At 71.3% G+C, this 26,761-nt stretch carries 23 protein-coding genes; 4 read left to right on the top strand and 19 right to left on the bottom strand.

The window, feature by feature from the left end; all coding sequences use genetic code 11:
- Nucleotides 1–304: 304 nt before the first annotated feature.
- Nucleotides 305–1,117, top strand: a complete 813-nt coding sequence (locus ACFZB3_RS23280; protein ID WP_391377978.1) for a PhzF family phenazine biosynthesis isomerase — start codon at nt 305–307, stop codon at nt 1,115–1,117.
- On the opposite strand, the gene ACFZB3_RS23275 is transcribed toward ACFZB3_RS23280, so the two are convergent.
- Complete coding sequence (locus ACFZB3_RS23275) at nt 1,107–1,907, bottom strand: CPBP family intramembrane glutamic endopeptidase (protein WP_390644357.1); 801 nt, start codon at nt 1,905–1,907, stop codon at nt 1,107–1,109. The genes ACFZB3_RS23280 and ACFZB3_RS23275 overlap by 11 nt on opposite strands.
- Before the next feature lie 213 nt (nt 1,908–2,120).
- A complete protein-coding gene (locus ACFZB3_RS23270) occupies nt 2,121–3,641 on the bottom strand; it encodes a glutamate--cysteine ligase (RefSeq protein WP_391377976.1) in 1,521 nt (506 codons plus the stop codon).
- A 558-nt stretch (nt 3,642–4,199) separates the two neighbouring features.
- Here ACFZB3_RS23270 and ACFZB3_RS23265 point away from each other — a divergent pair.
- Together ACFZB3_RS23265 and ACFZB3_RS23260 are read left to right on the top strand one after the other, a co-directional pair.
- Nucleotides 4,200–4,784, top strand: coding sequence for a hypothetical protein (locus ACFZB3_RS23265; protein WP_391377974.1), 585 nt, complete (start codon nt 4,200–4,202; stop codon nt 4,782–4,784).
- A gap of 276 nt (nt 4,785–5,060) precedes the next feature.
- Entirely contained in the window at nt 5,061–5,267 is a 207-nt protein-coding gene (locus ACFZB3_RS23260) for a DUF5999 family protein (protein WP_181807334.1), read from the top strand.
- A 108-nt stretch (nt 5,268–5,375) separates the two neighbouring features.
- Here the strand turns inward: ACFZB3_RS23260 and ACFZB3_RS23255 are convergent, their stop codons facing one another.
- The 10 genes from ACFZB3_RS23255 to ACFZB3_RS23210 all read right to left on the bottom strand — a co-directional run bounded on the left by ACFZB3_RS23255 (nt 5,376) and on the right by ACFZB3_RS23210 (nt 15,947).
- Nucleotides 5,376–6,428 (bottom strand): endo-1,4-beta-xylanase, encoded by a 1,053-nt coding sequence (locus ACFZB3_RS23255; RefSeq protein WP_391377972.1) that lies wholly within the window; start codon nt 6,426–6,428, stop codon nt 5,376–5,378.
- A gap of 29 nt (nt 6,429–6,457) precedes the next feature.
- Nucleotides 6,458–7,291 (bottom strand): ABC transporter permease subunit, encoded by an 834-nt coding sequence (locus tag ACFZB3_RS23250; RefSeq protein ID WP_391377969.1) that lies wholly within the window; start codon nt 7,289–7,291, stop codon nt 6,458–6,460.
- Entirely contained in the window at nt 7,288–8,283 is a 996-nt protein-coding gene (locus tag ACFZB3_RS23245) for an ABC transporter permease subunit (RefSeq protein ID WP_391377967.1), read from the bottom strand. The genes ACFZB3_RS23250 and ACFZB3_RS23245 overlap by 4 nt, the downstream gene beginning before the upstream one ends.
- Before the next feature lie 8 nt (nt 8,284–8,291).
- The gene (locus tag ACFZB3_RS23240) at nt 8,292–9,584 is read right to left on the bottom strand and encodes an extracellular solute-binding protein (RefSeq protein WP_391377964.1); all 1,293 of its coding nucleotides are present in this window, start codon (nt 9,582–9,584) and stop codon (nt 8,292–8,294) included.
- Between the two features lie 148 nt (nt 9,585–9,732).
- Nucleotides 9,733–11,238, bottom strand: coding sequence for a family 43 glycosylhydrolase (locus ACFZB3_RS23235; protein WP_391377962.1), 1,506 nt, complete (start codon nt 11,236–11,238; stop codon nt 9,733–9,735).
- Between the two features lie 100 nt (nt 11,239–11,338).
- A complete protein-coding gene (locus ACFZB3_RS23230; protein ID WP_391377960.1) occupies nt 11,339–13,156 on the bottom strand; it encodes an amino acid permease in 1,818 nt (605 codons plus the stop codon).
- Nucleotides 13,126–13,893 carry a potassium-transporting ATPase subunit KdpA gene (locus tag ACFZB3_RS23225; protein WP_391377958.1) on the bottom strand — a complete coding sequence of 256 codons (768 nt, stop codon included), beginning with the start codon at nt 13,891–13,893 and terminating at the stop codon, nt 13,126–13,128. Before ACFZB3_RS23225 ends, ACFZB3_RS23230 begins: the two co-directional genes overlap by 31 nt.
- Nucleotides 13,890–13,982, bottom strand: coding sequence for a K(+)-transporting ATPase subunit F (kdpF, locus tag ACFZB3_RS23220; RefSeq protein WP_391377956.1), 93 nt, complete (start codon nt 13,980–13,982; stop codon nt 13,890–13,892). Before kdpF (ACFZB3_RS23220) ends, ACFZB3_RS23225 begins: the two co-directional genes overlap by 4 nt.
- 250 nt (nt 13,983–14,232) lie before the next feature.
- Nucleotides 14,233–15,567, bottom strand: coding sequence for a diaminopimelate decarboxylase (gene lysA, locus ACFZB3_RS23215; protein ID WP_391377954.1), 1,335 nt, complete (start codon nt 15,565–15,567; stop codon nt 14,233–14,235).
- A gap of 23 nt (nt 15,568–15,590) precedes the next feature.
- Complete coding sequence (locus tag ACFZB3_RS23210; RefSeq protein ID WP_391377952.1) at nt 15,591–15,947, bottom strand: SAV_915 family protein; 357 nt, start codon at nt 15,945–15,947, stop codon at nt 15,591–15,593.
- A 312-nt stretch (nt 15,948–16,259) separates the two neighbouring features.
- Between ACFZB3_RS23210 and ACFZB3_RS23205 the strand changes: the two genes are divergently transcribed.
- Nucleotides 16,260–16,796, top strand: a complete 537-nt coding sequence (locus ACFZB3_RS23205; protein ID WP_391377950.1) for a universal stress protein — start codon at nt 16,260–16,262, stop codon at nt 16,794–16,796.
- Between the two features lie 30 nt (nt 16,797–16,826).
- On the opposite strand, the gene ACFZB3_RS23200 is transcribed toward ACFZB3_RS23205, so the two are convergent.
- From ACFZB3_RS23200 to ACFZB3_RS23170, 7 genes are all read right to left on the bottom strand, one after another.
- Entirely contained in the window at nt 16,827–19,367 is a 2,541-nt protein-coding gene (locus ACFZB3_RS23200) for an ATP-binding protein (RefSeq protein ID WP_391377948.1), read from the bottom strand.
- A 1-nt stretch (nt 19,368) separates the two neighbouring features.
- A complete protein-coding gene (locus tag ACFZB3_RS23195) occupies nt 19,369–20,052 on the bottom strand; it encodes a response regulator (protein ID WP_391377946.1) in 684 nt (227 codons plus the stop codon).
- On the bottom strand, nt 20,052–20,720 hold the full coding sequence (locus ACFZB3_RS23190; protein WP_391377944.1) for a potassium-transporting ATPase subunit C: 669 nt from the start codon (nt 20,718–20,720) through the stop codon (nt 20,052–20,054). Before ACFZB3_RS23190 ends, ACFZB3_RS23195 begins: the two co-directional genes overlap by 1 nt.
- A gap of 5 nt (nt 20,721–20,725) precedes the next feature.
- Nucleotides 20,726–22,825, bottom strand: coding sequence for a potassium-transporting ATPase subunit KdpB (gene kdpB / locus ACFZB3_RS23185; RefSeq protein WP_391378849.1), 2,100 nt, complete (start codon nt 22,823–22,825; stop codon nt 20,726–20,728).
- 29 nt (nt 22,826–22,854) lie between these two features.
- Nucleotides 22,855–24,519, bottom strand: a complete 1,665-nt coding sequence (gene kdpA / locus ACFZB3_RS23180; RefSeq protein ID WP_391377942.1) for a potassium-transporting ATPase subunit KdpA — start codon at nt 24,517–24,519, stop codon at nt 22,855–22,857.
- A 7-nt stretch (nt 24,520–24,526) separates the two neighbouring features.
- The gene (kdpF, locus tag ACFZB3_RS23175; RefSeq protein ID WP_016434100.1) at nt 24,527–24,616 is read right to left on the bottom strand and encodes a K(+)-transporting ATPase subunit F; all 90 of its coding nucleotides are present in this window, start codon (nt 24,614–24,616) and stop codon (nt 24,527–24,529) included.
- Between the two features lie 298 nt (nt 24,617–24,914).
- Nucleotides 24,915–26,756, bottom strand: coding sequence for an amino acid permease (locus tag ACFZB3_RS23170; RefSeq protein WP_391377940.1), 1,842 nt, complete (start codon nt 26,754–26,756; stop codon nt 24,915–24,917).
- Nucleotides 26,757–26,761: the final 5 nt, after the last annotated feature.

Here is a 26,761-nt window from a genome sequence, read left to right as displayed (position 1 = left end):
TGACGGGGCATCGGCGCCGCGAGAACTGACGGTTGACCGGCCGGTGCGGCGCCGTCGTGGTTGCTCGCGCAGTTCCCCGCGCCCCTTACGGGGCGCTTCACAGCCACCCAGCTGCGGGCAGGCGTGCCGCAGGGCGGCACGGGTGGGCGCTGGGGGTCCCCCCGGCCGAAGGCTGGGGGAGGCACACTGCCAGCGCCGGTAAGCGTCCCCCCTCCCCCCATTTGGCCGCACCTCGTGAAAACCGGGCCAGGGTTCCGCGATTGGCCTTGGGTGGGGGCGGTGGGCAGGCCCTACCGTCTGGTTCATGCGGATTCGAATCGTTGATGCCTTCGCCGAGCGGCCCTTCACCGGGAACCCGGCCGGGGTCGTGCTGCTCGACTCCTTTCCCGACGACGGGTGGATGCAGAACGTCGCCATGGAGGTGAACCACGCCGAGACCGCGTTCGCGCACCCCCTGCCCGAGGGCGGCGTCGCCGACTGGGCGCTGCGGTGGTTCACGCCCGTCACGGAGGTCGCGATGTGCGGGCATGCCACCCTGGCCACCGCGCACGTGCTGCACAGCACGGGGACGCACACCGGGACCGTGCGGTTCGCCAGCCGGAGCGGGGTGCTGGTCGCCACGCCGGGCGGGGACGGGTCGGTCACCCTCGACTTTCCGACCGCCCCGCTCACCCGGGTCGACGTGCCCGACGGGGTGGCCGGCGCGCTCGGCGCGGAACCGGTCGCCGCCTTCGACACCGGGCCGAACGTCGGCGACCTGCTCCTCGAACTCGCCGACGAGAAGACCGTGCTCGGCCTCTCCCCCGACCACAAGGCCCTCACCGCCCACTCCACGCGCGGGATCATCGCCACCGCCCGCGCCCAGGACCCGGCCAAGGGGTACGACTACGTCTCCCGCTGCTTCTTCCCGAACGTCGGGATCGACGAGGACCCGGTGACCGGGAGTGCCCACACCGCGCTCGCGCCGCACTGGGCCGGACGGCTCGGCAGGGACGACCTGACGGGGCTGCAGGCCTCCCGGCGCAGCGGGCTCGTCCGGACCACGCTGCGCGGTGACCGCACCCTGCTGACCGGGCGCGCGGTCACCGTCGTCGACGGCGAACTGCTCACGCCGTAGGCAGCCAGCCCACCTTGCCGGCGAGCAGCGCGTAGCCGACGAAGGCGCCGATGTCGAGGAGGCTGTGCGCCACCACCAGGGGCCCTACCCGGCCCCACCGCCGGTACAGGTAGACGAAGACCACGCCCATCACCATGTTGCCGACGAAGCCGCCGATCCCCTGGTAGAGGTGGTATGAGCCGCGCAGCACGGAACTGGCCACCAGCGCCGTGCCGGCGGTCCAGCCCAACTGGTCGAGGCGGCGCAGCAGGTAGCCGACGACGATGACCTCTTCGAGGATCGCGTTCTGCATCGCGGAGAGGATCAGCACGGGGTACTTCCACCACACGTCGGGCAACGCCTCCGGAACCACCGTGAGGTTGAAGCCGAGGCCGCGTGCGGCCAGGTAGAAGGCGATGCCGGCGCTGCCGATCACCGAGGCGATCGCGGCGCCCCGCCCCAGATCGGGCCAGGGGCGGGTGCGGTCGAAGCCCAGCGTGCGCAGGCTCGCGCCCTCGCGCAGCAGGAGGTGGGCGACGAGGAGGACGGGGACGAGTGCCGTCGCGATGCCGAAGAGCTGCCAGGCCAGATCCAGCCAGGGGCGGCCCGGCGCGGCCGACGCGTTGAGGGTCGCCGCCTGGTCCTTGAGGCCGCCCGGTTTGGTCACCGAGCCGATGAAGCTGATCAGCGCGGACACTCCGCTCGCACCGAGCGAGAGCCCCAGCACGAGCAGCGTCTCGTCCCTGAACATGCGCTGCGAGGGCCGCTCCAGTGGATAAGCACCGGCCACCTGATCCGCCTCCACCTGCACTCCTGCCTCCAGCCGAGCAAACCCGCCGCCCCATAGGACGTCCCAGCTTGCCCGATCAACCTGGAGCAGGCACGACCGACCCCCACCACAGCGCCCCGAAAGGGGCGCTGGGGGTCCCCCCGGCCGAAGGCTGGGGGAGGAACTGCGCGACCAGCCGAGACGGCGCCGCGCCCGGCAGCCCACCGCACCACGCACGGCGCGCCCCCGTCGGCCTCACCCCAACGGCACCGGCTCCAACAACCCCACCGGCCACGTATGCACCGGATCCCCCGCGTTCATCAGCTCCGCATAGCGCCGCGTCATCGCCGCCAGCGCCGCGTCCCTCGGCAGCCCCTGCTCCCGTGCCCGGTGGAACGTCGCCGCCTGCCAGGACGCCCCGTTGACCCGCCTGCGGCACCGCTCCTCGATCACGCCGAGGTAGAAGTCCCGGTCGGCGGGCTCCACCCCCCACGCGTCAAGACCGGCCTGGGCCAGCGGCAGCAGCTCGTCGCGGACCAGGGTGACCGCGTCCACCTCGGCCGTACCGCCGCCGTACCGCGCCCGCCGCGGCCAGACCAGCCGCGCGTCGATGCCGTGGCGGCAGGCCGCGTCGAAGTTCGCCTCGGCCGCGGCGAACGGCAGCCGCGTCCACACCGGGCGGGACTCCTCCGCGAGGGCGCGCACCAGGCCGTAGTAGAACGCCGCGTTGGCGACGACGTCGGTGACGGTGGGCCCGGCCGGCAGCACCCGGTTCTCCACCCGCAGGTGGGGGACGCCGTCGGCGATGCCGTAGACCGGCCGGTTCCAGCGGTACACCGTGCCGTTGTGCAGGACGAGTTCCGCGAGCTTCGGCACCCCGCCCGCGTCGAGGACGGCCAGCGGGTCCTCCTCGTCGCAGATCGGGAGCAGGGCCGGGAAGAAGCGCAGGTTCTCCTCGAACAGCTCGAACGCCGAGCTGATCCAGCGTTCGCCGAACCAGGTGCGCGGCCGTACGCCCTGTGCCTGGAGCTCCGGCGGGCGGGTGTCGGTGGCCTGGAGGAACAGCGGGGGGCGGGACTCCCGCCACAGTTCGCGGCCGAAGAGGAACGGGGAGTTCGCGCCCACGGCGATCTGCGCGGCGACCGCCGCCTGCGCCGCGTTCCACACGTCGGCGAAGCGGGCCGGGGTGACCTGGAGGTGCAGTTGCACGGAGGTGCAGGCGGCCTCCGGGACGATCGACTTCGATGTGCACACGAGGTGCTCGACGCCCTCGATGTCGAGCAGGAAGTCCTCCCCGCGGGCGGCCACGATCTGGTCGTTGAGCAGGGTGTAGCGGTCCACCTCGGAGAGGTTCGCGGAGACCAGATCGTCCCGCTCCAGGGTGGGCAGGATGCCGGTCATCACGATCCCGGCGTCCACCTCGCCCGCCTTGCGGTCGGCGTACGCCAGCGAGGTGCGGAGTTCCTCCGCGAGCCGGTCGAAAACCCGGCCGCCGAGCCGGTGTGGGGCTATGTTCACCTCAAGATTGAACATGGCGAGTTCTGTTTGGAAATCACGGCTCGCGATACGTTCCAGAACCTGTCCGTTCAACATTCTCGGCATGCCGTCGGAACCCGCCAGATTCAATTCGATCTCGACACCCATGAGGTTCTTGGGGCGGTCGAACCGCTTCTCCACCAGCAGCCGCTCCAGCCCCGTCAGGCAGTCCTGGAGCTTTTCGCGGTAGTGCCGGCGATCGGACAGGTCGAACCGGCCCGCCACGACCTTCTCCCCCATCGAAGCGTCCCTCCTCGAATGGGCGGGCCGGGCTTCCGGCCGCCGCGGTGTCCCGAGTCCAGGTGGGATGATGCCCAGCGGAGGCGATCGATAACGTCGCGCGCGCCACCGGCACCCGCTACTCTGTTGGAATGTGTCCCGCGGCACATTCACGAGGCATGACGCCGTATGCAACTTCGGGTTCCCCTTACCCCTCGTGAAAAACGCCGATGACATCCGGCCGACCGCGACAGCCTCGTAAACCGAGGTCAGCGGGGTTCCGGCGGGCTGGAAATCGGGAGGATTCCAGACGAATCAACGGCCGAATTGCGCCTTGCTCTCTTCTGTGGAACATCCCGGTGAAACACCACCTGAACAGGCGTCGTATAAACTCCGCGAACAAGGCAGAAGGCTGGCGCCCACGGTCTGGTTCCTGCCGCCCGAGTGACGTGCGGCAGGCAACGCACGCACCTCTCGTCACCGCACCGGGCCCCCGCCTCTCTGACTTCCTGTGAGCTGACAGCGCCGTCCGCCCCTGCCCTCGCGCCGCCGCGCCTGTCGAATGAGAGGCGACCCACCATGCCGCTGCAAGTCCCTCCTGCCCCCGCGCCCGCACTGCGTTCCGTCCTCACCGCCCTCGGTTCCCCCACCGCGGTCCGCGAGGCCCGGACCCCCTCCCTGCGCAACGCCCAGGGACCCGCGACCCCCGATCTCCCCCTTCCCGTGCACGTGATGGACCGGATCACCCCGGAGGGCGTGTCCGCCACCCGGCTGACCGGCTGGCGTTTCCTGATCCGCTGCGGCGACCGGGCGGTGGCCGCGGCCGAGACGATGCTCACCCCGGACGGCTGGGCCTTCTCGCACTTCTTCGAGGGCCCCTACATCACCTCCACCGAGCGGGCCCTGCACCAGGCCGAGGCCCTGCAACAGACGTACCAGCCGCGCCTGTTGTCCCTTCCGGGCCTCTACATGCTCACCCTGTGGCTGCACGGCGACTGCACGGCGGACGGCGCCGAGGGGCACCCGGCCGCCACCGACCTGCTCGTGCCGCTGGCACCCGCCCCGCCCGGGATCGCGGCCCACCGGCCGCACCTGGTCGCCGAACTGCTCCCGGTGCTGACCCACCGGATCACCTCGGCACCCCTGCTCATCACGCCCGCCTGAGCCCGGCACCGCCGCACCCCGCCACGTCCGGACGAGTGGCGGGGCGGAGGCGTGTACGGGGGCCCACCGTCCGGACTAGCCCCATCCGGCCATGCGAAACCATCCGAATTGACAACCCGGTGGAGATGAACCGTCCGCGCGGGTGACGCGTCTCCAACCTGTGAGAAGCGGTGCAGCGAAATCCCTGCGGAGCAACGCCAGGAAGGCAACACTGGTTTCGACCGAAGCATCACCACGGGGGACGACATGACCACGACCGAGCGAGAGACCCTATCCATGTGCCAGCACCAGCCGCCGTGTCCGACAGCCGAATCCGCCGACCGGGAGTCCGCCCGCCTCATGGCGCACCACCCGGAGCAGGGGTGGAGCCTGCTGTGCAACGGCGTTCTCCTGTTCGAGGACACCGGTGAGCTCCTGCCCGACGGCCAGATCATCGCGCCGCACCGCCCGCTCGGTGCCGGCCGCGTGGTGACCGCCGCCTGAGAGAGCTGCCGCACCACCCCGGGCGGCCCCGCCGCTCCGCCCGGTGACCCGCAGGGGCCGGACGCACACACATGGTGCGCACCGGCCCCGACGTGCGTCCGGGCACGGTCACCCGGTGTAGCCGAGCGCTGTGCGCAGCGCGAAGTAGGCCGGTTTGGGAGCGAGCTGCTCGTCCCAGGGCAGGGCCGCGCCCTCGCCCGGGAAGAACGCCGGGATCCACGAATATTTGTCCGTGTAGTCCCAGACGGTGATCCCCACGCACCTGCGCACGGCGAGACACGCCTTGGTCAGATCCGCGTACCAGGCCGCCTGCTCGGCCAGCTTCCCGTCGGTGGCCGGCAGCTGCATCCGTACGTCCACCTCGGTGAGCGCGGTGTCCAGGCCGAGGCGGGAGAACCGGCGGAGGTTGTCCTCCAGGGTGGCCGGATAGCCGTACTGCAGGGCGAGATGGGCCTGGAGGCCGATGCCGTCCAGCGGGACGCCTTCGGCCTTCAGCTGCTGGGCGAGCGCGTAGTAAGCGTCGCTCTTCGCGCCGAGGCCCTCGATGTTGTAGTCGTTGAGGTAGAGCTTCGCGTGCGGGTCGGCCTGGTGGGCCCAGCGCAGCGCGTCCGCGATGTAGCCGGGTCCGAGTGTCTTGTACCAGAGGGTCTCGCGGTAGCTGCCGTCCTCGTTGAAGGCCTCGTTGACGACGTCCCAGGAGTAGACCTTGCCCCGGTAGTGCCGTACCTCGGTCTGGATGTGCTTCTTCAGGACCGCCCGCAGTTCGGTGGCCGTCCAGTCGCGGGAGGTGAGCCAGTCGGGCAGCTGGCTGTGCCAGACCAGGGTGTGGGCGCGGACCCGCTGGTGGTTCTTGCGGGCCAGGTTCACGATCTGGTCGCCGTTGGTCCAGTCGAAGACGCCCTGCCGGGGTTCGGTCGCGTACCACTTCATGCCGTTGCCGGGCGTGATCATGTCGAACTCGGTGCCGAGGAGCTTCGTGTAGGCGGTGTCGGTGAGTTCGGGGTTGTCGGTGGCGCTGCCGAAGTAGCGGCCGTGGCGCTGGGCCAGTTCGGCGAGGGTGGGCGGCCGGTCGTGGGCCTGGGCGGCCGGGCCGGTGGCCGCTCCGGCCGCCATGAGTACGGCCGTGAGGGCACCGGCGAGTCCGAGACGCGTGCGGGACATCGTGCGACTCCTGTCCGTGGAAGGGGTGTTCAGCCCTTGGTGGCGCCTGCGGTGAGGCCGCCGACCAGCTGGCGCTCGGCGACCGAGTAGAAGGCCAGGGCGGGGACCATGGCGAGGACCAGGTACGCGAAGACCCGGGCGGTGTCGGTGGCGTACTGGCCCTGGAACTGCTGCACGCCGATGGGGATGGTCCACCACTTCGGATCGGTGAAGACCAGCAGCGGCAGGAAGAAGTTGTTCCAGCTGGTGACGACCGCGAGCACGGAGACCGTGCCGAGCGCCGGCCGGGCCATGGGCAGCAGGATCCGCCAGAAGAAGGCGAACGGCCCGCAGCCGTCCAGGGTGGCCGCCTCCTCCAGCTCGCCGGGGATCTCCCGGAAGAAGCCGCGCAGGATGATGATGGTCATCGGCAGCCCGAACGCGGCCTGCGGGAGGATCACGCCCAGCGGGTTGTCCAGCAGGTTCATCGAGCGCAGCAGCAGGAACAGCGGCAGGGCGGCCACCGCGAAGGGGAACATCAGGCCCATCGTGAACACGGTGAACAGCACTTCCCGCCCGCGGAACGCGAACCGCGCGAAGGAGAAGGCGGCGAGTGCCGAGACCGCGACCACCAGGACGGTGGTGGCGACCGCGATCAGCGTGCTGTTGCCGACCAGCCGCCAGAACGCCCCGGAGCCGAGGATGCCGGTGTAGTTGGCGGTGACCCAGGACTCGGGCAGCCCGACCGGGTTGCGGGACAGCTCGCTGGTCGTCTTGAACCCGGAGAGCAGGGCGTACAGCAGGGGTACGACCATCAGCGCGCCGACCACGACGAGGACCAGGTGCAGCGGAAGGGTCCGTACGGTCTTGCGGTCGCCGCTCATGCGCCGTCCCCCCGCATATTCGTGGTGGCGCCGGCCAGGTCGCGGCGGAGCACGAACCGCTGGTAGGCGAGGGCGAAGACGAGGCTGACGGCGAACATGGCGACGCTGATCGCGCTGGCGTAGCCGACCTGGTAGCGCTTGAAGCCGTACTGGAACATGGTCACGGCCATGGTCTCCGAGTGGTGGTCGGGGCCGCCCGCGGTGACCACCCACACCAGGTCGAAGAGCTGGATGGAGCCGATCACCGACAGGAAGACACTGATCCGCAGGGTGGGGGCGAGCAGCGGCAGGGTGACGTGCCGGAAGCGCTGCCAGGGCGAGGCGCCGTCGACGGTCGCGGCCTCCGTCAACTCGGCCGGGATGGACTGGAGTCCGGCCAGGTAGAGCATCATGTGGAAGCCGAAGTACTTCCAGGTCATGACCAGGAAGAGGGTGGCCATGACGGTGGAGGGGTCGGCGAACCACTTCCCGCCGAGCGCGCCGAGGCCGAGGTCGCTCAGCACGTGGTCGGCGAGGCCGTCGCCGGGGGCGAAGATCATGCCGAACAGGACACCGGTGATCGCCTCGGAGAGCACGTACGGCGCGAAGAACAGCATCCGGTAGACGGCCCGGCCGCGGATCCGCTGGTTGAGCAGGACCGCCATGGCGAGCGCGAACGGAAGTTGCAGCGCCAGGGACAGCAGGACCAGGAGCAGGCAGCGCCACAGGTCGCCGAGGAAGACGTCGTCCTGGAAGAGCCGGGTGAAGTTGTCGGTGCCGGTGTAGTCGGAGGGCATGCCGAAGCCGCCCCAGCGGAAGAACGAGGCGTACAGCGCGAACAGGATCGGCAGCAGGACGAGGACGCCGAACAGGACCAGGGCGGGCAGCTGGAAGCCCATCGCGGTGAGCCAGTGCAGCAGCCGGCGCCGGGAGCGGGCCCGGCCCGCGGTCGGGAGCGGCTGCGGCGCGGCGTCCGGCCCCGACCGCGTGCCGGGCAGGTAGGTCGAGGTCATCGGGCGGCCTACTGCTCTTCCTTCGCGGTCTTGGTGATCGCCTGGGTGACGTCCTCGGGCGACTTGGACCCGGCGATCAGCCCGGCGACGCTGTCGTTGACCTGCTGGCCGACGGCCGGCGCGTACGCCTGGTCGAGGTAGAGCTGGAATCCGGTGGCGGCCTTCAACTGGGCCTGGACGAGCTTGAGGTTGGTGTCGGTCAGGGCGCTCTCGGCGGCCGGCAGGACGGGCAGCACGCCGGTCTTCTTCACCAGCTCCACGTCGGTGGTCTGGGAGGCGAAGAACTCCAGGAAGTCGACGGCGGCCTGTGGGGCGTCGGCGCGCAGGGCGTGTCCGCCGCCGCCTCCGAAGACCTCGGTGATGGTGCCCTTGCCGCCCTCGACGGCCGGGAACGGGAAGAAGCCGAGGTCGGCGCCGATGCCCTTGCCTGCGTCGGCCTCGACGCTCGGCGCCCACTGGCCCATCAGCTCCATCGCGGCCTTGGCGTTGCCGACGGTGGCGGCCTGGCCGGTCGGGGTGGAGTAGGCGGCGCCCAGGAACCCCTTCTGGAAAGGCTGGAGTTGGACCAGGTCCTTCAGGTGCTGTCCGGCCTCGACGAACCCGGCACCGGTGAAGTCCTTGTCGTCGTTCGCCTTCTTGAGGGCGTCGATGCCGGCGGTGCGCATCGCGAGGTACGCCCAGTAGTACATGCCGGTCCAGCTCTCCTTGCCGGCCAGGGCGAGCGGGGTGACACCGGCGGCCTTCAGCTTCTTCACGGCGTCGAGGAAGCCGCTCCAGGTGGTCGGGGGCGTGCTGATGCCGGCCTTCTTGAAGAGCGCCTTGTTGTACCAGAAGCCGACCATGCCGATGTCGAAGGGGATGCCGTAGGTCTTGCCGTCCAGGATGTACGGCTGCTTGGCGACCGGGAGCAGGCCGTCGGCCCAGGACTTGGTGGGGGCGGTGAGGTCCTTGACCAGCCCGGCGTCGACCTGCTGCTGGAGGACGCCGCCGCCCCAGGTGTGGAAGATGTCGGGGAGTTTCCCGGAGGCGGTCAGGGCGGTCATCTTCGTCTTGTAGGCGTCGTTCTCCAGCTGGACGATCTTTATCCTGACCTTGGGGTTCTGCGCCTCGAACTTCTTGGCGAGGGCCGCCCAGACGCCTTTCGCCGGGTTGGTCGTGGAGATGTTCCACCACTCGACGGTGGTGGTTCCCCCCGACGTCCCCGAGTCCGAGCCGCCGCAGCCGCTGAGGGCGGTCATGCCCAGACCGGCGGCCGCGGTGGCCGCCAGGAAACCGCGACGGGACAGTGCCGGGTCGCCCATGATGCGCTCCTTGGGGTACGGGACGACCGACGCCGTCCTGGTTCGGTGGTGCTCTGGGGCCGCCGTTTTCGAAACATTCGGTGTTTTCACCGAACGTTCCGAACGGCGACTCTAGAAAGGCGCATCAGGAGCGTCAAGGTGTCGCGCATCAGCTCATCGGCAGGTACGCGAACCAGTCGAAGGCGGCCCGCCCCTCGGTGACGTACATGCCGATGACCCGGCCGGTGAACCCGCCCGCCACCTCGGTGGAGAGATAACGGCCGTCGAGTTCGGCCAGCCGAACGACACCACCGGACGTTTCGATCGAAAGGGTCACGGCATCGGGCCCGGCGGGGCGGACGCCGGTCGCGTCCCCGGCGGCCCCGGGTTCGGTGGCGGTGGGCACCGGAACCCGGCCGGTACGGATCTCGATCACCAGGGTCAACGGCCCCGGCGGCACCGCGCGTTCGGCGATCCGCTGCCGAACCGGCCCGATCCGTACGACCGCGCTCACCACTCCCCCGCTCACCTCCAGGTCGTAGTGGTGCGCCTCGTCGATACGGACCGTCAGGCCCGCGCGCCCCGGTCCGGGGTCGAGCAGGGCGGCGGCCCGGCAGTCGGCGTGCTGCTGGCGCCGGCCGACGAGGGTGTGCCCGGCGCGGTCGAGGCTGTCCCCGGTGGCCGTGAGCGTCAGCCACCCGGGCCGCTCGGTCAGCGACCAGGACCCGTCCGGCCGGCTGCGCGGGGAGATCCAGTGCGGCGCGAGGGCGGGAGCCGTGAAGTCGTCCCGTGCGGGCGGCTGTTCGAGCGGGTGCCAGGCGGCCGGCGCCTCGTGCCGCTCCCGTACCGGGCCCATGCGCGGCCAGCCGTCCGCCCACTCCACCGGGGCCAGGAAGGTCTCGCGGCCGAGCACGTGGAACTCGGGGAACCAGCCGCGCGGCCGGGTACCGAGCAGTACCGCCCACCAGCTGCCGTCGGCCGCCCGGACCAGGTCGGCGTGCCCGGTGCACTGGACCGGCTCCCGGGTGCCCCGGTGCGAGACCAGCGGATTGCCGGGCGCCGGCTCCCAGGGCCCGCGCGGCGAGCGGGCCCGGGCCACGGACACGCCGTGCCCGAGCGCGGTGCCGCCCTCGGCGACCAGCAGGCACCACCACTCACCGACCCGGTACAGGTGCGGTGCCTCCGGGTCCCGCAGTCCCGTCCCGGACCACATCGGCAGCGGCCCCTCCAGCACCTTGCCGATCCGGGCGACCGCGACCCCGGCCACGGCGCACCAGCAGTCGCCGTTCTCGTCCCAGGCGAGGTCGGGGTCGATGCCGGGGACGTCGATCCACACCGGGTCGGACCAGGGCCCCTCGGGCCGCTCGGCGGTCACGAGGAGGTTGCCGCCGGCGCTCACGTTGGTCGTGACGACGTGGAAGAGCCCGTCGTGGTGCCGGATCGTCGGGGCGTACACCCCGCCCGAGGCCGGGGTGTCGTCGGGCAGGGCCAACTGCCCGGGGCGGTCGAGGACGTTGCCGAGCTGCCGCCAGTGCACCAGGTCCCGGCTGTGGAAGAGCGGGACGCCGGGGAAGTACTCGAAGCTGGAACAGACGAGGTAGTAGTCGTCCCCGACCCGGCACACGCTCGGGTCGGGGTGGAAGCCGGGGATGACCGGGTTGCCGTAGGTCCGCATGTGTGTGCCCCTCCCGGGCCGCGCCGAAAGTTTCGGCGTGGTCGGCGAACATTACGGGGCGCACTGTAGGAGCCCGCTCAAGGGGCCGACAAGGCGGCCGTCACAGCTTCAACCGGTACGGCAGCAGGCACACCACGACGTCGGTACGGGCCCGCAGCACGGTGGCGAGGAGCAGGCCGCGCTGGTTCTGGAGGATCTCGTAGCGCCGGTGCCGGGGTTCCACCTCGGGGATGAGCACGGCCACCTGACGGCCGTCCGCCGCGGCCCGTTGCACGTAGTCGACGACCGGCTGCACCAGCGAGCGGTGCGGGCTGTCGATGATGTCGAGGCGCACGCCCGGGTTCCAGCGCGCCCAGGCCTCCTCCAGCGCCCGGGACCTGGCCGGGTCGCCGTGCACCGCGACCGCGACCACCTCGTCGCCGAGGGCGAGGGCGGCCCCGAGGGCGTGCCGGGCGAGCTTGCTGACCTCGCCGATCGGCACGATCACCAGGCTGGCGGTGCGCCGGGCCGGCGGCTCCGGGACCCGGCCGAGGCCCAGCTCCTCGCCCACCTCGGTGTAGTAGCGCTGGATGCGGGCGAACAGCAGCATCATCAGCGGGACGGCGATCACGACCACCCAGGCGCCGGAGAGGAACTTGGTGAACAGCAGGATGACCCCGGCCAGGGTGGTGAGCACGGCGCCGGTGCCGTTGATGAGGGCGCGGCGCTTCCAGCCGGCCGGGCGCTGCGTCGCCCAGTGCCGGACCAGGCCGGTCTGGCTGAGGGTGAAGCCGATGAAGACCCCGATGGCGAAGAGCGGCAGCAGTCGGTGGGTGTCGGCGTCGGTGGCCAGCAGGAGCAGCGCGGCCAGCAGCGCCAGAGCCACCACGCCGTAGCGGTAGACCGGGCGTTCGGCGCGCAGGCCGAAGAGATGGGGCAGCCGGTGGTCGCGGGCGAGCAGGCTCATCAGCACCGGCAGGCCGCCGAAGCTGGTGTTGGCGGCAAGACCGAGGACGAGGGTGACGATCAGGTTGGTGGCGTAGTAGGGCCAGCCGGTGCCGTACGCGCCCGCGGTGAGCTGGGCGAGGACGGTCACCCCGCCGCGCGGGGCCACGTGGTCGCGGTGGATCAGGACGGCCAGGCCGATCAGCATGACCCCGAGCAGCGCGCCGAGCATCAGTTCGGTGCGCTGGGCGCGCTTGACGCTGGGGGTGCGGAAGGTCGGTACGGCGTTGGCGATGGCCTCGACGCCGGTCAGGGCCGAGCAGCCGGACGAGAACGCCTTCAGGATCACCAGCGCGGTCAGTGCCTCGGTCGCGTGCACGGGCCGGGCGGTGCCGACGACCGCGACCGGATGCCCGCGCAACAGGCTGAGCAGGACGACACCGAGGATCGCGACGATGAACAGGAGCGTGGGCAGCATCAGCACCCGGGCGCTCTCGGTGACGCCGCGCAGGTTGACGGCCGCCAGCAGGGCCAGACCGATCAGGCAGACGAGCAGCTTGTCGTGGGCGAGGGCCGGGAAGGCGGAGGCGAGCGCGTCGGCGCCCGCGGCGAGACTGACCGCGACGGTGAGCACGTAGTCGACGACCAGGCTGGCGGCGGCCAGCAGGCTCGCGGTGGCACCGAGGTCGGTCTTGGCGACGGCGTAGGCGCCACCGCCGTCCGGGTGAACGGCGATGACCTGCCCGTACGACACGACGAGCGCCGCGAGCAGGAAGGTGATCGCGAGGGTGATGGGCAGGGTGGCGGTGAGGGCCCCGGTTCCGGCGACCACCAGGGCCAGCACGATCGCCTCGGGTCCGTACGCCACCGAGCTGAGCGCGTCCAGGGAGAGCGCGGCCAGGCCTTCCAGGCTGGTCAGACGGTGTTTCTCGCCCTCACCCGGGCGCAGCGGCACCCTCGGTCTCAGTTCGCGGCGTGCCAGGCCATACGCCATCGGTACCTCATCACGGCCGGTGGGACGGTCGGCAACAGTGTCCTCTGCGCCGTGTCCGCCCGCCCGTGGGCGGGCCCGGGCGGGCCGGCCGGCGTGAGGGGGAGAAGGCCGGCCCGCCCGGGAGTCTCCTGGAGCAGGCCCTCCGCCAGGGTCCCGAGGGAGAGGGCCGGCAGGAAGTCCAGGTGGGCCAGGACGAGGGCGGCTCCGGTGGCGAGGGCGACGAAGTTGACGCCCCGGGCCTGGAGGGTGCCCACGGTGACGACACCGGGCTGCTGCCGGGCCACGACCACGAGGTCACCGCGGCGCAGCTCCCCCGCCCCGACGCTCTCCTCCGCGGCGTCCCGGGCGCCCGGGGTCCAGTCGACGAGCCGCCGGGCGACGGTCTGGCGTCGCATGCCGCGCAGGGTGTCGGCCTGGGCGCGGCCGCGGCTCTCGGCGACCGCCTCGGCGAGGTTGGCGAAGACGACAGTGAGCCACAGCCACGCGCTGATCAGCCGGCCGAAGCCGGACGGGTGGGTGATCGCCAGGCCCGTGGTCAGGGCGGCGCCGATCTCGGTGACGAACATGACCGGGTTGCGGGACAGGGTGACCGGGTCGAGCTTGCGCAGCGCGGCGGGCAGGGCGAGCCACAGCTGCTTCGGGTCGAGCAGCCCGCCGCCGATCGGGCGGGCGGGTCCCGCGTCGGGTGGTCGTACCTCGCCCGCGGGCTTCTCTCTCACGGGGGCGGGGGCGGTCATCGGAAGCGCTCCGGTTCGATCAGGGCCACCACGAGGTAGGCCGGCAGGCCGATCGCGACGATCAGCCCGGCGATGTTCTCGGCCGTCACGGCCACCTCACTTGTCGGGCGGGACACATGTCGTTCGAACAGTTCGGGGGATTCGGGTAGTTCGCGTGGACACAGGGGACGTCAGGCAGCGATGGGCAGATGCCTGCGCACACGGGAATGGATCACCTCCGGGCGGGGGCCGGGCAGTCTCCCGCCCGGAGGTGGGCACAAGGCGCGCGGTACGCGCGCTCGGCGGGTGGCGTCGGGCGGACGCCGACCGGTCGCCGGTCGGGCCGGGGAGTGTCTCCCCTTACAGGCCCACGTCCCGGCGGCGGATGTCGTCCAGGGACTCCCGGCGCACCAGGAGCCGGGCCTGGCCGTCGTGCACGGCGGTGACCGGCGGGCGGCCGACCAGGTTGTAGCCGGAGGCCATGGACAGCTGGTAGGCGCCGGCGACGGGCACCGCGAGGAGGTCGCCGGGGCGTACGTCGGCGGGCAGTTCGACGTCGGCGGCGAGGACGTCGCCGGCCTCGCAGTGCCGGCCCACCACGGTCACCGGGGCCATGGGCCCGGTGCTCGCGCGGCCGATCAGGCGGGGCGCGTAGCGGACGCCGTACAGCGCGGGCCGCGGGTTGTCGCTCATGCCGCCGTCGACGGCGACGAACGTGGTCGCGCCGGTGCGCTTGACCGCGAGCACGTGGTAGACGGCGATGCCCGCGGGACCCGCCACGGCCCGGCCCGGCTCGATGATCAGCCGGGGCACGGGAAGTCCGGCGGCCGTGCAGGACTCGGTCAGCTCGGCGCGCACCTTGCGGGCCAGCATGGTCAGGTCGAGGGCCTCCTCGCCGGGGCGGTAGGCGATGCCGTGGCCGCCGCCCAGGTCGAGTTCGGGCAGCACCAGCCCGTGCTGCTCCTTGAGGCGGGCCATCAGACCGACCAGGCGGCGCACGGCCGCCAGGTACGGCTTGACGCTGGTGATCTGCGAGCCCAGGTGGCAGTGCAGGCCGGTGAGTTCGAGCTGCGGCTGGTCGAGTATGCGGGCGATGGCGTGCTGGGCGTAGCCGTCGCGGATGGACAGCCCGAACTTCTGGTCCTCGGTGCCGGTGCGGATCTTGTCGTGCCCGCCGGCGCTGATGCCGGGCACCACCCGGACCATGACCTTCTGCCGGCCCCCGGGGCCGACGGCGGCGGCCAGCCGGGCGATCTCGGACGGGCTGTCGATCACGATCCGGCCCACGCCGAGCCGCAGCGCGGTCTCCAGGTCGCGCGGCGACTTGGCGTTGCCGTGCAGCACGATCTTCTCGGGCGGGAACCCGGTGGTGACCGCGAGCTCCAGCTCGCCGGCCGAGCAGACGTCCAGGCCGAGGCCCTCCTCGTCCATCCAGTGCACCATGGCGCGGCACAGGAACGCCTTGGCGGCGTAGAGGACTTCGGCGTCGGGGAAGGCGTTGCGGTAGGTGCGGCAGCGCTCCCGGATCTCGTCCTCGTCGAGGACGTAGACGGGGGTGCCGAACCGGTCGGCGACCTCGGCGAGCGGAACTCCGCCCACGGCCAGGTCACCGGGCCGGGGCTCGGTGGTGGAGGCGGGCCACACCGAAAGGTCGGCGGGCGTGGTGGTGACGACGGGTTCGTGCAGGGTGGTCATCGATCGCTCCCCTCTGGTGCGATTCATGCGATCCGCAGGGACACCGCGACGGGCGCGACGGGCCGCCTCGGCGCCGGGGCCGGTGTCGAGGCGGGGGCGGGGGCCGTGAGTTGGGGGTCGACCGTGACGGTGGTGACGCCCAGCGGCGCGGTCAGGGCACGCAGCGCGGGTTCGGCGAGCCGGATCCAGGCCTGGTCGGGGCCGAGCGTGGCGGCGAGTCTGCTGGGCGAGGTGAAGCCGACGGCGGTGCGCTCGCCCAGGGGGGTGCGGAAGAGCCGCGCCGCGCACCCCGCGGGTCCCGGCCGGACCGGTACGAACAGGGGACCGGCCGGGAAGCGATCGGAGGGTTCCGGATCGTCACCGCACAAGAGTTCTGGCATGGGATGCCTCCTGGATCGGAAGGAGCTGAGCGCCCCAGGGGCGGGGAGGCCGACCGGGGCTCTGCCAAGACGCTATGCCCGCCCCGGGCACTCTTCCGATGGCCCATGACGCGACGCTGACGGTGATCCCGGCGACGTTGACGGGACGCTGACGTAGGTGTCGTCGGTGCTGGTCGCGGGTGTCAGAGGCGTGCCAAGAAGTGGCGGACGGACTGGCCGTCACCCGTTCGGCGCAGTGTCATGGAAGCGGTCCGGTACGCCGGTCCGCCCTCGGGGAACGCCCGGGGGCCGCTGCGGAAGAACGGTGGAGTCATGTCCGGTTACGACGCCTCCGCGCCCGCTCGGGTCGTGGTCGGCGTGAGCGGTTCGCTGGGCAGCGTCACGGCCCTGTGCCGGGCGGCGGCCGAGGCCCGGCGGCGGGAGGCCGAGCTGTGGCCGGTACTGGCCTGGGAACCGCCGGGCGGGGAACTGGCGGCGCGCCGCTCCCCGGCTCCGCCGCCGCTGGTCGCGGAGTGGCAGCAGACGGCGCGCGAGCGGCTGCTCGACGTCCTGGACCAGGTCTTCGGCGACGCCCGTCCGGACGTTTCGCTGCACGGCCTGGTGGTGCGCGCGACCCCTGGTCTGGCCCTGGTGGAGACGGCCGACCGGGACGACGACATCCTGGTCGTCGGCGCGGGCCGGCGCGGCTGGCACCGTCCGTTCTCGGGCCGCGTCACCCGCTACTGCCTGACCCACGCGCACTGTCCGGTGCTCGCGATACCGCCGTCCCCGCTGGAGGACACCCTGGCGTCGGCACACCGCCGCAACAGCTGGCATCTGCCGCTGGACGTACGGCAGTTGTCGTCCTGAGGTGTGACGACGCGACAGCGGGCGGGACAGCTACGACGTCACCGCGGCCGACAGATCCGGCCGCCCCGGTCGCCGTCCCTGCGCCGGCGGCAGGCTCAGCACCATGGTGAGCCCGCCGCCCGGCGTGTCCTCGGCGGTCAGCGTGCCGCCCATCGCCTCGGCGAAGCCCCGGGCCACGGCCAGGCCGAGGCCCACCCCGGCACCGCGCGGCGAGTCGCCGTACCGCTGGAAGGGCTCGAAGATGCGTTCCTTGGCCTCGTCCGGGACGCCGGGTCCGCGGTCCACGACCCGCACCTCCACCCGGTCGGCCATGGAGCTGGCCTTCACGAGGACGGGGGTGCCCGCGGGGCTGTACTTGACCGCGTTCTCGACCACGTTGGCGACGACCCGCTCCAGCAGCCCCTTGTCGACATCGACCATGGGCAGCGTCTCCGGGACGTCCAGTTCGACGCTGTCCTCGGGAACCCCGCCGAGCGCCATCGGCACCACCTCGTCCAGGTCGGCCTCGCGGACGATCGGCGTGACGGTACCGGTCTGCAGGCGGGACATGTCGAGCAGGTTGCCCACGAGGTGGTCGAGCCGGTCGGCGCCCGCCTCTATGGCCTCCAGGAGTTCCGCCCGGTCCTGCTCGGACCACTCGACGTCGTCCGAGCGCAGCGACGACACCGAGGCCTTTATGCCGGCCAGCGGGGTGCGCAGGTCGTGGCTGACCGCGGCGAGCAGCGCGGTGCGGATGCGGTTGCCCTCGGCCAGTTCCTTGGCCTGGTCGGCCTCGTGCCGCAGGCGCTGCCGTTCCAGTACGACGACCGCCTGCGCGGCGAAGGCCGCAAGCACCCGCCGGTCGGAGGCGGGCAGCACGCGTCCGGACAGCGCCAGGGTCAGGTGCTCGCCGACCGGCATGTCGACGTCGGCCTGTTCCGGCGTCCGGCACGGCCGCAGGCCCACGCTGCCCGCGCAGGTCCACGGCTCCACGTCGCTCGCCCGCTCCAGCAATGCCACGGACTCCATGCCGAAGGTCTCCCTGACCCGCTCCAGGAGTGCCTCCAGGCTGGTCTCGCCCCGCAGCACGCTGCCCGCGAGGAAGGACAGGATCTCCGACTCGGCGCGCAGCCGGGCGGCCTGGTGGGTGCGGCGGGCGGCGAGGTCCACGACGGAGGCCACCGACACCGCGACGCCGACGAAGATCGCGATGGCGACGATGTTCTCGGGGTCCGCTATCGTCAGCGTGTGAACCGGCGGGGTGAAGAACCAGTTGAGCAGCAGCGAGCCCACCACCGCCGAGGTGAGCGCCGGCAGCAGTCCGCCGAGCAGGGCCGCCGCGACCGTCAGTGACAGGTACAGCAGCATGTCGTTGGCGAGGCCGACCGCGGGTGCCGCGGTGGTGAGCAGGAGCGTGAGCAGCACCGGGCCGAGCACGCCGACCAGCCAGCCCCACAGGATCCGCGCTCGGCTGAGCCGGCTGTGGGCCACCGGCAGTCCGCGCCCCTTGCCGACCTCGTCGTGGGTGATGAGGTGGACGTCGAGATCGGGCCCCGACTCCCGGGCCACCGTGGCGCCGACGCCCGGCCCGAAGACGTACTGCCAGCTCTTGCGCCGGGAGACGCCGAGCACGATCTGGGTGGCGTTGACGCCGCGTGAGAAGTCCAGCAGGGCGGCGGGGACGTCGTCGCCGACGACGTGGTGGAAGGTGCCGCCGAGGTCCTCCACCAGGGTGCGCTGGACGGCGAGTTCCTTCGGGGAGGCCGAGGTCAGGCCGTCGCTGCGGGAGATGTAGACGGCGAGCACCTCGCCGCCGGCGCCCTTCTCGGCGAGCCGGGCGGCCCGCCGGATCAGCGTCCGCCCCTCGGGCCCGCCGGTGAGGCCGACCACGATCCGCTCGCGCGAACCCCAGATGGTCGAGACCCGGTGTTCGCTGCGGTACGCGTTGAGGTACTCGTCGACCCGGTCGGCGACCCAGAGCAGGGCCAGCTCCCGCAGGGCGGTGAGGTTTCCGGGCCGGAAGTAGTTGGAGAGGGCCGCGTCGACCTTGTCCGGCTGGTAGATGTTGCCGTGCGCCATCCGGCGGCGCAGCGCCTGCGGCGACATGTCCACCAGCTCGATCTGGTCGGCGCGCCGTACCACCTCGTCCGGCACCGTCTCCTGCTGCCGTACCCCCGTGATGGACTCCACCACGTCGCCCAGCGACTCCAGGTGCTGGATGTTGACCGTCGAGACGACGTCGATGCCGGCCGCGAGCAGTTCCTCCACGTCCTGCCAGCGCTTGGCGTTGCGCGAGCCCGGGACGTTGGTGTGCGGCAGCTCGTCCACGAGGGCGACCTGCGGGCGGCGGGCCAGGACGGCGTCGATGTCCATCTCGGTGAACACCGCGCCGCGGTACTCCAGTTCCCTGCGCGGGATCTCCTCCAAGCCGTGCAGCATCACCTCGGTGCGCGGCCGGCCGTGGTGCTCCACGAAGGCGACCACGCAGTCGGTGCCCCGCTCCACGCGGCGATGCGCCTCGGACAGCATCGAATAGGTCTTGCCGACGCCGGGGGCGGCGCCCAGGTAGATCCGAAGCCTGCCGCGTGCCATGTCATCCTTCGAAGCGGTAGCCCATGCCGGGCTCGGTGATCAGATAGCGGGGGTGGGCCGGGTCCGCCTCCAGTTTGCGGCGGAGCTGGGCCATGTAGACCCGGAGGTAGTTGGTCTTGTTGCTCTGCGAGGCGCCCCACACCTCGCGCAGCAGGTGCTTCTGTGTGACAAGACGCCCCGGATTGGTCACCAGTATCTCCAGGAGGTGCCATTCGGTGGGGGTGAGCCGCACGTCGCGGTCGCCCCGGACGACCCGCTTCGCGAGCAGGTCGATGGTGAACCCGTCCGTCTCCACCCGTGTGGTCTCGGGAGCGAGGGGCGTGTCCTCGGTGCGGCGGACCGCGGCGCGCAGCCGGGCGAGGAGTTCGTCCATGCTGAACGGCTTGGTGATGTAGTCGTCGGCGCCCGCGTCCAGCGCGGCGACCTTCTCGTCGGACGCCTGACGGGCCGACAGCACCAGGATCGGTACGCGGGTCCAGCCGCGCAGCGCCCTGATGACGTCGACCCCGTCCATGTCGGGCAGTCCGAGGTCGAGCATCACCACGTCCGGCTGACGCGCGGCCGCCAGCCGGAGGGCCGTGGCGCCGTCCGGCGCCGCGTCCACTCCGTACTGGCGTGCCTGCATGTTGATCACGAGTGCCCGTACGAGCTGTGGGTCGTCTTCCACGACCAGCACCCGGGTCATCAGTTGCCCTTGATCAGTTCCTTGAGCGCGATGTTGAGTTCGAGGACGTTCACACGCGGTTCGCCGATGAAGCCGAGGGTGCGGCCCTCGGTGTGGTCCTTCACCAGCTTCTCCACCCGGGCGACGGAGAGGTCGTTCTTCGCCGCGACCCGGTGGACCTGGATGTCGGCGTAGGCCGGGGAGATGTCCGGGTCCAGACCGGAGCCCGAGGAGGTCACGGCGTCGGCCGGCACCTGGGCGGGCGTGACCGTGTAGCCGGGCACCGAGTTGTCCTTGACGACCGCGGCCTTGGCGTCCTTCACCTGCTGGATCAGCACCTTGCTGTCGGCGGCGAGGTTGGTCGCGCCCGAAAGGATCAGCTTGTACCGGGTGTTGATGCTGTTGCTCCCGAGCCCGTTGGCCGGGCGGCCCTGGAACCACTGCAGGTCCGCGTCCGGGGTCTCCTGGCCCTTCTTCAGCGGCAGGTTGTACGACTGTCCGATCAGGGACGAGCCGACGACCTTGCCGTCCGCCTTGACCTCGGAGCCGTTCGCCTTGCCGTGGAACGCGGCCTGGGCGATGCCGGTGACGACCAGCGGGTAGATCACACCGGTGACCAGGGTCAGCACGAGGAGGGCCCGCAGGCCCGCCCAGAGCAACCGGGCGGTGTTCGAAACGGAGTTGTTCATGGCCTTCAGCCGATCCCGGGGATGAGGGAGATGAGCAGGTCGATGATCTTGATACCGATGAACGGGGCGATCAGACCGCCGATGCCGTAGATCGTGAGGTTGCGCCGCAGCATTCTGTCGGCGCTCACCGGCCGGTACTGCACGCCCTTCAGGGACAGCGGCACCAGCGCGATGATGATCAGGGCGTTGAAGATGACCGCGGACAGGATCGCGGAGTCCGGCGAGGACAGGTGCATGATGTTGAGCTTGTCCAGGCCCGGGTAGACCGCCGCGAACAGCGCCGGGATGATCGCGAAGTACTTCGCGACGTCGTTGGCGATGGAGAACGTGGTCAGCGCACCGCGGGTGATCAGCAGCTGCTTGCCGATCTCGACGATCTCGATGAGCTTGGTCGGATTGGAGTCGAGGTCGACCATGTTGCCGGCCTCCTTGGCGGCCGACGTACCCGTGTTCATCGCGACGCCCACGTCGGCCTGCGCGAGCGCGGGCGCGTCGTTGGTGCCGTCACCGGTCATCGCGACCAGCTTGCCGCCGGCCTGCTCCCGCTTGATGAGCGCCATCTTGTCCTCGGGAGTGGCCTCCGCGAGGAAGTCGTCGACGCCCGCCTCCTCGGCGATCGCCTTGGCGGTCAGCGGGTTGTCACCCGTGATCATGACCGTCTTGATGCCCATGCGGCGCAGTTCCTCGAACCGCTCGCGCATGCCCTCCTTGACGACGTCCTTGAGGTGGATGACGCCCAGGACCCGGGCGCCCCGCTCGTCCCTGACCGCGACCAGCAGCGGCGTACCGCCGGCCTCGGAGATGCGGTTGGCGATGCCGTCCGCGTCCTCCGCAACCGTGCCGCCCTCCTCGCGGACCCAGGCGATGACCGAACCGGCCGCGCCCTTGCGGATCTTCCTGCCGTCGACGTCCACACCCGACATCCGGGTCTGGGCGGTGAAGGCGATCCACTCGGCGTGCGCCAGCTCGCCCTGGTGCCGCTCGCGCAGGCCGTACTTCTCCTTCGCGAGGACGACGATCGAACGGCCCTCGGGCGTCTCGTCGGCCAGCGACGACAGCTGGGCGGCGTCGGCCACCTCGGCCTCCGTCGTCCCGCGCACCGGCAGGAACTCGGCGGCCTGGCGGTTGCCCAGGGTGATGGTGCCGGTCTTGTCGAGCAGCAGCGTGGAGACGTCACCGGCGGCCTCGACCGCACGGCCGGACATCGCGAGGACGTTGCGCTGGACGAGGCGGTCCATGCCCGCGATGCCGATCGCGGAGAGCAGCGCGCCGATCGTGGTCGGGATCAGGCAGACCAGCAGGGCGACCAGCACGACCATCGTCAGGTGGGTGCCCGCGTAGTCCGCGAGCGGCGGCAGCGTGGCGCAGGCCAGCAGGAAGACGATGGTCAGCGACGCCAGCAGGATGTTCAGCGCGATCTCGTTGGGCGTCTTCTGCCGGGCGGCGCCCTCGACGAGGCTGATCATCCGGTCGATGAAGGTCTCGCCCGGCTTCGTCGTGATCTTGATGACGATCCGGTCGGACAGCACCTTCGTACCGCCGGTCACGGCGCTGCGGTCACCGCCGGACTCGCGGATGACCGGAGCCGACTCACCGGTGATCGCCGACTCGTCGACCGACGCGACGCCCTCGACGACGTCACCGTCGCCGGGGATGATGTCGCCGGCCTCGCAGACCACCAGGTCGCCGATCCTCAGCTCGGTGCCCGGAACCTGCTCCTCGGTGCCCCCGGCGAGCCGGCGGGCGACGGTGTCGGTCTTGGCCTTGCGCAGGGTGTCCGCCTGGGCCTTGCCGCGGCCCTCGGCGACCGCCTCCGCCAGGTTGGCGAAGATGACGGTCAGCCACAGCCAGGCGCTGATCGCCCAGCCGAACCAGTCGCCCGGGTCCTTGAAGGAGAAGACGGTGGTCAGGATCGAGCCGACCCACACCACGAACATCACGGGCGACTTGACCATCACCCGCGGGTCGAGCTTGCGGCAGGCGTCCGGCAGCGACTTCAGGAGCTGCCTGGGCTCGAAGAGGCCGGCGCCGACACGGCCCTCGGCGGACTTGTGACCGGTGGGCACGTCGCTGTGCGGCGCCCGGGTCGGGGTGGCTGTGGACATCGAGTCCTCTTCGTTGTCTGTGCGGGTGCTCACGACGCCAGCCCCTCGGCCAGCGGGCCCAGCGCCAGCGCCGGGAAGTAGGTGAGACCGGTGATGATCAGGATCGCGCCGACGAGCAGGCCGGTGAACAGCGGCTTCTCGGTGCGCAGGGTGCCTGCGGTGACGGGGACGGGCTTCTGCTCGGCGAGCGAGCCGGCCAGCGCCAGCACGAACACCATCGGCAGGAAGCGGCCGAACAGCATCGCGAGCCCGGTCATGGTGTTGTACCAGTCGGTGTTCGCGTTCAGGCCGGCGAACGCCGAGCCGTTGTTGTTGGCGGCCGAGGTGAAGGCGTACAGCACCTCGGAGAACCCGTGCGCCCCGGAGTTGAGCATGGAGTGCGGCGGGGTCGGCAGGGCCATGGAGGCCGCGGTGAAGACGAGCGCGAGCGCCGGGGTGATCAGGATGTAGATCGCCGACAGCTTGATCTCTCGGGCACCGATCTTCTTGCCCAGGTACTCGGGCGTACGGCCGACCATCAGACCGGCGATGAACACCGCGATGACCGCCATGATCAGGATGCCGTAGAGGCCGGAGCCGGTACCACCGGGCGCGATCTCGCCCAGCATCATGCTCAGCAGGGTGATGCCGCCGCCGAGGCCGGTGAAGGAGGAGTGGAAGGAGTCCACCGCACCGGTCGAGGTGAGCGTGGTCGACACCGCGAAGATCGACGAACCGCCGACCCCGAAGCGGACCTCCTTGCCCTCGTACGCGCCGCCCGCGATCTGGAGCGCCGGGCCGTGGTGGGCGAACTCGGTCCACATCATCAGGGCGACGAAGCCCAGCCAGATGGTGAACATCGTGGCCAGGATGGCGTAGCCCTGCTTCACCGAGCCGACCATCACACCGAAGGTGCGGGTCAGCGCGAACGGGATCAGCAGGATGAGGAAGATCTCGAAGAGGTTGGTGAAGGGCGTGGGGTTCTCGAACGGGTGGGCGGAGTTGGCGTTGAAGTAGCCGCCACCGTTCGTGCCCAGTTCCTTGATGGCCTCCTGAGAGGCCACGGCGCCGCCGTTCCACTGCTGCGAGCCGCCCATGAACTGGCCGACCTCGTGGATGCCGGAGAAGTTCTGGATGGCGCCGCAGGCGACCAGGATCACCGCGGCGATCGCGGCGAACGGGACCAGGATGCGGATCGTGCCGCGCACCAGGTCGGACCAGAAGTTGCCGATCTCACCGGTGCGCGAGCGCGAGAACCCGCGCACCAGCGCCACCGCCACCGCGATGCCGACGGCCGCGGAGACGAAGTTCTGCACGGCCAGGCCGGCGGTCTGCACGACGTGGCCCATGGTCTGCTCGCCGTAGTACGACTGCCAGTTCGTGTTGGTCACGAAGGAGACGGCCGTGTTGAACGACTGCGCCGGGTTGACCGAGGAGAAGCCGAGCGAGCCGGGCAGGATGCCCTGGATCCGCTGCAGCAGGTAGAGGAAGAGGACGCCGATCAGGGAGAAGGCGAGGACTCCGCGCAGATAGGCGGGCCAGCGCATCTCGGTGTCGGGGTTGGCGCCGATGCCCTTGTAGATCCACTTCTCGACACGCCAGTGCTTGTCGGAGGAGTAGACCTTGGCCATGTAGTTGCCGAAGGGGATGTAGCAGAGCGCCAGCGCGCCTATGAGCGCGACGAGCTGGAGCACGGCGGCGGTTACGGGACCCATGTCTGTCTCAGAACCTCTCCGGGAAGATCAGGGCGAGGACGAGATAGCCCAGCAGGGCGACGGCCACGACGAGGCCGACGATGTTCTCGGCGGTCACAGCTTGGTCACCCCCTTGGCGACGAGGGCCACCAGTGCGAAACCCGCGAGCACGGTGACGACGAAGGCCAGATCGGCCATCGTGAACTCCTGGATGAGGTTCGGAACGGACTTGGACTGTTAGAGGAAAGCGTCTTTCCGGCCGGATTCGGCCCCCGTTGACGGGTCCCTTACGGCGGCGTTCGCGCCTTTGACGGGACTCTTACGCGGGCTCGACCGACCCGCGACCGGGAACCGCCGTTCGGCCGACGAAACCCCCCTGAGCTGGGGGAACGTCGGCCTCAGGCGCATCGGAGGTGTCAGGACAGGCGGAACCGCAGCCGGCAGATCACGGCGTCGGTCTCCCGGCGCACGGCGTGCGCCACGACGGCACCGCGCTGGTTCTGCAGCAGCCGCTGCCAGAGCCGCTCGGGCTCGGTCTCCGGGATCAGCACGGTCACCTGGGTGGCCGGCTCGGCCGCGGCCACCTCACGGACGTACGCGGCGATGGGACGGCCGAGCGTGCGCCGCTCGCACGCCAGCCGGACCAGCGGCACCCCGGGGTCCCACTCGGCCCAGGCGCGCTCCAGGGCGTGCAGCTGGGCCCGGTCCTCGGGGTCGGGATGGCAGACGGTGACGGCACGCACCTCGTCGCCGAGGGAGGCGGCCGCGGAGAGCGCCTGGGAGGTGAGCCGGGACAGGGACGACACCGGCACGATCACGACCGAGCGCTCGCGGTGCGGCGGCTGCGGGATCCGCCCGAGCCCGAGCCGGTCCCCGATCCGCCCGTAGGCGCGGTGCACGGCGACGAAGGCGCCGACGAGCAGCGGCAGCATCAGCACGACGAGCCAGGCGCCCTCGGCGAACTTGCCGGCGGTGACGACGACGGTCGCGACACCGGTCAGGACCGCCCCGAAGCCGTTGAGCAGTGCCTTGCCCCGCCAGCCGGGTCCGCGCTCCAGCCGCCAGTGCCGCACCATCCCCACCTGGGCGATGGTGAAGCCGACGAAGACGCCGATGGCGAACAGCGGCACGAGGGTGTTGGTGTCGCCGCCGGAGAACACCAGGAGCGCGGCCGAGACCACGGCCAGGGCGAGCACGCCGTGCCGGTGCACCTGCCGGTCGGCCTTGAGTGCGAAGACGTGCGGCAGGTAGTTGTCCCGGGCGAGCAGTTTCAGCAGCACCGGAAGCCCGCCGAAGCTGGTGTTCGCGGACAGCGCCAGCAGGATCATCGTGGCGAACTGGATGACGTAGAAGCCCCAGTTGTGGCCGAGGGAGGCGTCGGCGAGCTGCGCGAGGACGGTCACGCCCGCCACCGGCTGGAGGTGGAACCTGGAGATCAGCACCGAAAGGCCGATCAGCATCACGCCGAGCACGGCCCCGAGGGCGATCTCCGCGTGCTGGGCCCGCCTGACCCGCGGCACCCGGAAGGAGGGCACGGCGTTGGCGATGGCCTCGACGCCGGTGAGGGCGGCACAACCGGAGGCGAAAGCTTTCAGCAGGAGCAGGGCGCCGACGGTGGAGGCGTTGCCGGCGAGCTCGGAGGCGTGTCCGGCCGCGCTCACCGTGCTGGCCGGCGAGGAGCGGAAGAGCCCCACGACGATCAGCACGAGGATCGACGCGACGAACACGGCCGTCGGCACGATGAACGCCTTCGCGGACTCGACGATGCCGCGCAGGTTCACGCCCGTGATCAGCACCAGCACGGCCAGGCACAGCCACAGCCGGTGCGGGTAGAGCGCCGGGAAGGCCGAGGTGAGGGCGGCGACACCGGCGGTGACGGCGACGGCGACGTTGAGGACGTAGTCGAGCACCAGGGAGGCGGCCGCGACCAGGCTGGTCCGCACCCCGAGGTGGGTCCGGGCCACGGCATAGGACCCTCCCCCGTCCGGGAAGGCCGCGATGACCTGCCGGTAGGAGGCGACGAGCACCGCCAGCAGGGCCGCGATGGCGAGGGTGACGGGCAGCGTGTAGCCGAGGCCGTGCGCGCCGGCGGCGGCCAGCACGAGCACGATGGCCTCCGGTCCGTAGGCCACCGACGCCATCGCGTCCAGCGACAGCGCGGCGAGGCCGGTGACAGCGGTGAGCCGGTGCCGTTCACCGGTATCGGGCGGCTCCTCACCGGCGGGCACGGCCCCCGGCTCGGCGGTCAGTACGGACATGGGCG

This window comes from Streptomyces sp. NPDC008092, from assembly GCF_042957285.1.
Taxonomy (GTDB): Bacteria; Actinomycetota; Actinomycetes; order Streptomycetales; family Streptomycetaceae; genus Streptomyces.
Note: the sequence above shows the minus strand (reverse complement) of the source record. Positions and strands in the feature narration are given on the sequence as shown.